This is a genomic window from Arthrobacter sp. P1_H7 (assembly GCF_056405215.1).
Genome location: NZ_JBFUCO010000026.1, coordinates 22,709 through 29,110 on the forward strand (window position 1 = coordinate 22,709; position 6,402 = coordinate 29,110).

General features: G+C 67.8%; 8 protein-coding genes. 3 read left to right on the forward strand and 5 right to left on the reverse strand.

Annotation, left to right across the window (positions count from 1 at the left end; all coding sequences use genetic code 11):
* Nucleotides 1–46 precede the first annotated feature (46 nt).
* From AC1DXI_RS19710 to AC1DXI_RS19720, 3 genes are all read right to left on the reverse strand, one after another.
* Nucleotides 47–742, reverse strand: coding sequence for a FadR/GntR family transcriptional regulator (locus AC1DXI_RS19710; RefSeq protein ID WP_476939998.1), 696 nt, complete (start codon nucleotides 740–742; stop codon nucleotides 47–49).
* Nucleotides 743–882: 140 nt separating this feature from the next.
* Nucleotides 883–1,626, reverse strand: a complete 744-nt coding sequence (locus tag AC1DXI_RS19715) for a YcnI family copper-binding membrane protein (RefSeq protein WP_476939999.1) — start codon at nucleotides 1,624–1,626, stop codon at nucleotides 883–885.
* Between the two features lie 111 nt (nucleotides 1,627–1,737).
* Nucleotides 1,738–2,373, reverse strand: a complete 636-nt coding sequence (locus AC1DXI_RS19720) for a hypothetical protein (protein WP_476940000.1) — start codon at nucleotides 2,371–2,373, stop codon at nucleotides 1,738–1,740.
* Between the two features lie 334 nt (nucleotides 2,374–2,707).
* Between AC1DXI_RS19720 and AC1DXI_RS19725 the strand changes: the two genes are divergently transcribed.
* Together AC1DXI_RS19725 and AC1DXI_RS19730 are read left to right on the forward strand one after the other, a co-directional pair.
* Nucleotides 2,708–3,004: a type II toxin-antitoxin system Y4mF family antitoxin gene (locus tag AC1DXI_RS19725; protein ID WP_476940001.1), complete on the forward strand. Its 297-nt coding sequence runs from the start codon at nucleotides 2,708–2,710 to the stop codon at nucleotides 3,002–3,004.
* Nucleotides 3,001–4,254, forward strand: a complete 1,254-nt coding sequence (locus AC1DXI_RS19730) for a type II toxin-antitoxin system HipA family toxin (protein WP_476940002.1) — start codon at nucleotides 3,001–3,003, stop codon at nucleotides 4,252–4,254. The genes AC1DXI_RS19725 and AC1DXI_RS19730 overlap by 4 nt, the downstream gene beginning before the upstream one ends.
* Before the next feature lie 67 nt (nucleotides 4,255–4,321).
* On the opposite strand, the gene AC1DXI_RS19735 is transcribed toward AC1DXI_RS19730, so the two are convergent.
* Complete coding sequence (locus AC1DXI_RS19735) at nucleotides 4,322–4,939, reverse strand: uracil-DNA glycosylase family protein (RefSeq protein WP_018776064.1); 618 nt, start codon at nucleotides 4,937–4,939, stop codon at nucleotides 4,322–4,324.
* 469 nt (nucleotides 4,940–5,408) lie between these two features.
* On the opposite strand from AC1DXI_RS19735, the gene AC1DXI_RS19740 reads away from it, so the two are divergent.
* Nucleotides 5,409–5,918 carry a hypothetical protein gene (locus AC1DXI_RS19740; RefSeq protein ID WP_476940003.1) on the forward strand — a complete coding sequence of 170 codons (510 nt, stop codon included), beginning with the start codon at nucleotides 5,409–5,411 and terminating at the stop codon, nucleotides 5,916–5,918.
* Nucleotides 5,919–5,943: 25 nt separating this feature from the next.
* On the opposite strand, the gene AC1DXI_RS19745 is transcribed toward AC1DXI_RS19740, so the two are convergent.
* Nucleotides 5,944–6,402: HNH endonuclease (locus AC1DXI_RS19745; RefSeq protein WP_476940004.1), on the reverse strand; the 459-nt coding region annotated here is incomplete at its 5' end.

Below are 6,402 nucleotides of genomic sequence, written 5' to 3' on the forward strand. Positions count from 1 at the left end.
CTGACCAATTGCTGACGGCATTGCTCGCGGCACCAGGTGCCTGACGTCAGGCGTTGAGGATCGAGTCGAGGGCAATGCCAACGGCGTGCAGATGCTGGCTCATGGCGATGCGGGCCGTCGCCGCGTCGCCGGCTTCGATCGCCGCCAGGATGCGCCGGTGCTCCTCGTTCGACGCGTGCTGGCGGTCCGCCACCATGTTCAGGGTCTCGGACTGGTGGGCGAGGGCGTCCCGGATGTCGGCGACGACGTTCTCGAAGACCTTGTTCCGGCTGGCCCGTGCGATCAACGCGTGGAAGCTGGAATCCAGGCCCACCCACACTTCGGGGTCGTCCTCACCGCTCATGGCGGCTACGATGTCGCGCAGCGTTGCCAGCTCCTCGGCCGAACGGCGTTCTGCTGCCAGCCCGGCGGCAGGAACCTCGATATGGGGGCGTGCCTCCGTGAGGTCGAGGGCCGAGTATTGGCCCAGGACCAGGTCCTTGGCCACGCGGTTGGCTACGACGAACGTGCCCCGCCCGGTCTTGGTGACCGTCAGGCCAAGGGCGGTGCAGGAGCGCAAGGCCTCGCGGACCACGGAGCGGCTCACGCCGTACTGCTGCGCAAGGGTGGCCTCGGAGTTCAGCTTGGCGCCGACGCCGAGCTTGCCGGATTCGATTTCGGCGCGGAGGACGTTGAAAACGGCTTCGGCGGCGCTGAGGCGAGCCAAAGGCTGTCCTGCTGTCCGGCTGTCTGACAGGTTCACGCTTTAAAACATGGCAGAGATCACACCGGGGTGTCAAGTATGACGGCGGCCCCGGGGATCCGGGGCCGCCGTCGCCGCTCGGGCCGGAGATCCGGCGGCGGGCTACTTGCCTGGGTTTGTATCCGGGCTATTTGCCGGGATTACTGGACCTTGGACGGGCGGGTGCGGACCAGTGCCGTGACGCCCGCGGCCAGTCCGATCAGTCCTGCGGCCAGCCCGATCCAGCCGGCGGCGGATCCGCCGTCACTGGTCGTGCTCGCTGCCGCTGCCGGCGCCGCCGAGGGTGCCGCCGTCGTGGCTGCGGCGGGGACGGCCGCGCCGTGGGCGTCGGCGTCCTTGGCCGTCGTCACGAAGGAGGGTGCCGGGTGCTCGGGTTCGGCCTGTCCCTCGAGCGTCTTCTCGTCCCACTTCACGACGGTCCCATCGGTGTAGGTCTGGGCCGTCGGCAGCGTCACCGTGGTTCCCGCCTCCGGCATGACGCCGACGGACAGTGAGAATGCCTGGTACTCGTTCGGTCCGATCTGGTGGGCCTCGTCAGCGGTCCAGACCACGGAACTCGGGGCCTTGGTGACCGTGGCGCCGGCGATCGTGATCGGCTTCGGCAGCTCGCTCGTGGTGATGACGGCCTTCCAGCCCTCGACGGGCTTCACCGACACCGAGGTGAACGGGGTGTCCGTGGGCAGCGTGACTTCGAGTTTGCTGGTCTTGGCCGACTCGGACTCGTTGGGGACATTGAACGTCAGGTGGCTGTAGCCGCCCGCGGCCGGATCATCGGTGTCGACGTGGACGTGGGCGGAGGACGCTGCTGCGCCGGCGGCGAGCAGGCCGGCGGTCATCGTAGCGGCAGCGGCGGTCTTGAGGGTACGGCGAAGGGAGGATTTCATGGCAAGGGTGCCTTTCACTGACGGATCTTCGGTGGGGGCCGTCCGGCGGGGTGTCCGGCCGGCGGTAGCAGCGGGTGGCCGCCAGCTGTCCCCGTCCGTATGTGAAAGGGATTAATGCCAGGCGGCGGGCGACAGTTCCGGCGGGCCGCGCCTGGTCGGCAGGCGGAGGCCAACCCGGGCTTTGGGGAGGACCAGGCTGACCGCGCAGGGGCCGGGCACGCGCAGGGGCATGGCGGCGGAGGACTGGGGCAGCTGCACGAGGGGGCGCAGCCAGGAAGCAAGTGCGGACAGGGCACGCTCGCTGTGGGCGAGCAGCAGTGCCGTGCCGAGCGTTGCCAACGCGTGTGCGGCGAACATGGCACCGCCCATGTCGGCCGCGGCACCCGCCATGGAAGGGTCGGGCATCGCCGGGGCCATGGCTGCCGCCGAATGGCCCGGATGGCCCGGGTGGCCCGGGTGGCCCTCGGCCATCCGCGCCTGGAGGGACGCGGGCGCCCCTGAGGACAGTGCGCCGAAGGACCAGTGCAGCCACAGTTGCCCTATGCCGAGCAGGCCGGCCAGGGCAGGAAAGGACAGTCGGACGCGGGTCAGGACGGCCACGGGGATCATCGCCACGGCACATAACGCGGTCACGATCGCCGGCTCGGGCAGCCGTCCGCCGCCGGCCAGGTGGCCGCCGGCTGCCAGCGCCACGATGATGGATCCGATCAGGCCGGTGCGGAACAGCCGGAAGGGAGCGCGCGTCATCGTGTGCAGTCCTTTCCGGATTCCGTGGGGTCTGGTCGTCGCTTAAGTCCCTTAAATCTTACGGGCCGTTGCGAACCGCCGCGCTCGCGCGCGGCAGAACCGCCCAACCTGTGGCGGCAGGGCTGCGCCGGCCGGGCTGTGACGGCGGGTGCCTTCGATCGCCGGCAAGTTGCCCCCGCCAGCCACGGCGCCGGTACGAACGTGCCGTTATTTCCCTGTGCAGGCGTCTCGGCCCGTTCTATACTGGAATTGACCGCAAAGCGGCACGTTCGTACCTATCGCGTTTGTCTGCAGCGCAGGTCACTGGGACGTGTCTTGATCAACGGAGGTGGCCATGGGGAACGCATTTCCGGGCGAACTCGCTGCCGAAGCCCGTGCCCGGCGCGGGTCGCTCCGGCTGAGCCAGCGTGAGCTGGCCGAACTGGCCGGAGTCTCAGAGCGCTTCGTCCGGTTCGTCGAACAGGGCAAACGCTCGGTGCAGTTGGACTCCCTGCTGGCGCTCCTGGACACGCTGGGGCTGGAACTCCGGGTCCAGACCCGGACCAGCGCCGCAGCCCGGGCCCTCGCCGGCCCGGTGGCCGGCCTGCGGTCCGACAGAGAGCTGCGGGACGGCCCGGAAGCCCGGCCATGAGGCACCGCATCGCGGATATCTATAAGGCCGGTGTGCTGGCGGCGCGGCTGGAACGGCACGACGGCGGCACCAGGTTCAGCTACCTGCCGGCCTATCTGGCGTCCGGGGGCCCCGCCGTCGCGAGCTCCCTGCCGCTAACTCCGGAACCCGTCCTGTCCGCGGCGGGGGCAGCCCCGCCGTATTTCACCGGGCTTCTGCCGGAGGGCCGGCGGCTGAATGCGTTGCGCCGTTCCATCAAGACCAGCGTGGACGATGAGCTGTCACTGCTCATCGCCGCCGGTGCCAACCCGGTGGGTGACGTGCAAATCGTTGGCCACGGCGAGAAGCTCGACCCGGACGAGCACGCCGTCGAGCTTGACCCCGGAACGCCCGTGAATTTCGAGGCCCTGCTGGGCGACTCCGGGCTGATCGACCCGGTGGCCCTGGCGGGAGTGCAGGACAAGCTGTCCGCCGGAATGATCTCCATGCCGGTGGCCAGCGCCGGCCGGCGGTACATCCTCAAACTCAACGCGCCCGAGTTCCCGCACGTCGTCGAAAACGAGTTCGCGATGTTCCGGTACGCGGCGCGGCTGCGGGTCCCGCTGAGCCGGGTCCAGCTGATCCGCGACGTCGCCGGCTGGCCCGGGTTGCTCGTGGAACGCTTCGACCGTGTGCCAGTCGCCGGTGTGCCTGGGCCTAAGGCGGTGACCGGGTCGCCGGGGGCGGTGCAGCGGCTCGCCGTCGAGGACGGTGCCCAGGTGCTGGGCCTGTACCCCGCAGACAAGTACAACGTGGGATACGGGCAGGTGTGCCATGCGCTTGCGGCGTATTGTGCGGCGCCGCTGCCCGCGGTGCGGAATCTGGCCCTCCAAGCGGCATTTGCGTGGCTGACGGGCAACGGTGACCTGCACGCGAAGAACGTTTCCATGGTGCAGCAGCCGGCCGGGGAGTGGTCAATCGCGCCGGTATACGACATCCCGTCCACGGTCGTCTACGGGGACAAGACACTCGCCCTGACCCTGGACGGCAAGCGGACAGGGATTTCCCGGAAGCATTTCCTGGGCTGGGCCGCGGGGATGGGGCTGACTGAACGTGCCGCCGTCCAGGTGCTGGAACTGGCGTTAAGGGCCTCGGAACCGCTGCTGGCGGACCTTCAGGCGGGCACGGCGTTCCGCTCCATGACCGGCGACGGCGCCTCGCCGTTTTCAGCGATGGTCACCCGCGACTGGGTCAAGGAACTCAAGCACCGGCGCAGGCTGCTGGCCGCGTGATGCCGTTGGCGCCGGCTCCGCTTGCGCCTGGGCCAGGTGCTGCTGACGGATGCCGCCGCGTGGAGCCTCAGAGGTGCTGGATGCCCGCCCGCTGCATGGCGTCTTTGTAGACCTCAACGTTTTTGGCGAGCAGCTCTTCCTGCTTGGCCGGAGATACTGCGAAGGCGCGGCCGCCAAGTGCGGTGGCCTTGTAGATCTTGACACCATGGTTCTTCAGCGAGGAATGGTAGGTCTTCTCGAAAAGCGTCAGGAAAGAGTGGGCGTCCGCGCCGTGCGCAATAACGGCCGAGACGCGCTTGTTGATCTTGAGGAACTGGCGGAAGGGCCGCAGGCCGTCCGTCTTCTCCTGGACGTTCAGGGCCGAGGACGCCTCCGGATCGCGGATCCACGGGTAGGCGTTCCACGGCATCACATAGCGGGGGTCCAGCTCTGCGGCCTCATAAATGGAGGTGGCGCGGCGGGCGGCTTCATCGTCGTTGAAGTGCGAGACAAAGCCTGATTCGGTGCCCTTGCCGGGGCTGACATGCAGGCTGACGATCCGGCATTCGTCCTCGTCATGGATGGGGTCGATGTACGGGACCACGGATCCAGGCTTCTTTTCCATGAGTTCGTCGCACAGCTGCGTCACCGCGGCGATGTTCGGCTCCTGCAGCAGGGTCTTCTTTTCGTCCCAGTCAATCGTCACGATTTCTCCCTCAGCACTTGGCGTCCAGAATCAGGCGGCTTCCTCCACTCTACGCTTTCGCGGCAGGGGGTGTTTCGGCCGGGACCTCTTCGGCCGGGGCTGCGCGGGGGTTTGCCCAGAGTCAATGGCCCTCTGGTGACGGCCGTGAGGCGGGCGTAGGCTTAAAGCGCCTGCAGGTAACCATCTGATGACTCCGGGTTGTTCGGGACATGGAAGTGTCCGAGCCGTCTCTTAGCGAGATCGCGAAGGTACCTGCAGGCCCGACGTCCGCCGCCGCCCAGGTGGGCGGGCGCTTTTCTTTGCCGCCGAACTGCTGGATGCGATGAAGCGTGGGGGGAGCCCCGGGCTAGATCTGCGAATCGAGCCGGTCGATTTGCAGCGGGCGGCGGAGCCCGAAGCCAAGAAGGCCCGTTATCGCATTCCGTGGTCGGTGAGCCGTGCGCCGAGGAGTTTCTGCGAAAGTAGCGTCATGGACTTCGATATGCAGACGCTCACCGCCGCTGGCTTTACCGGTTTCCGGTCGTTCGCGGAACTCGAGCTGGATGAGATCCCGCAGGCCCCCGGTATTTACGCCGTGCTGATGCCGGAGGGCTTTACGCCCCGGTTTCTGGCGGGAAGCGCTGGAGGACACTTCAAGGGCAAGGATCCTTCTCTTCCTCAGGCCGCCTTGGCTGCCGAATGGGTTGCCGGGGCTGAGGTCCTCTATATCGGCAAGGCAGGCGCGGGGAAGACGGGTAAGCGCGGCCTTCGTAAGAGGATCCGGGAAATGTCGGACTTCGGACGCGGTGTCCCGGCGGGCCACTGGGGTGGCAGGCTTCTGTGGCAACTCGCAGATTCGCAGGCCTTGATGGTTGCCTGGAAGGAATTGCCCCCGGAACTAGTGAACGAAGCGGAAGCAGGTTGTCAGGAGGATTTTCGTGCGTTCCACGGCCGGCTGCCGTTCGCCAACCTTGCTCAGGCCCGCAACACAGCGCACTAAGCCAGACCAGCTTCAGGTGGTCGTTTCAGGCCGCTGCCGCGGCGCCAAGCCTGGCGTGCTTGGGCGCCATGGCGACGTACCGGAGTTTGCGCCGGTGGAGCGATGTGGCCGATGGGCGAAGCGGTGTCCCCGGCAGTGGTGGTGATGTGGAGTAGTACCTGTGGCCGGTCGGTGTTGTCAGTTCAAGGGTGTGGCGGGGACGGGGTGCGGGGCGTGCTTTCCAGCCGGGGGTTTCTTTGGTGTGGTTGCACGCTTCGCAGAGGCCGGCGCCGTTGTCTGTGGTGGTCGGCCCACCGTCGTGCCAGGGGATGATGTGGTCCAGGTGGCGGATCGGTGCGTCGCAGTAGGGGGTGCGGCAGGTGTCGTCCCTGGTTTGGATGAAGCGGCGGAGGCCGGGCGGGAAGAGCCGGGCGCGGGCGTCCATGGCGATGAGCTCTCCGGTGCGCGGGTGGGTGTAGAGCCGGCGGAGCCAGAGCCGGAACGC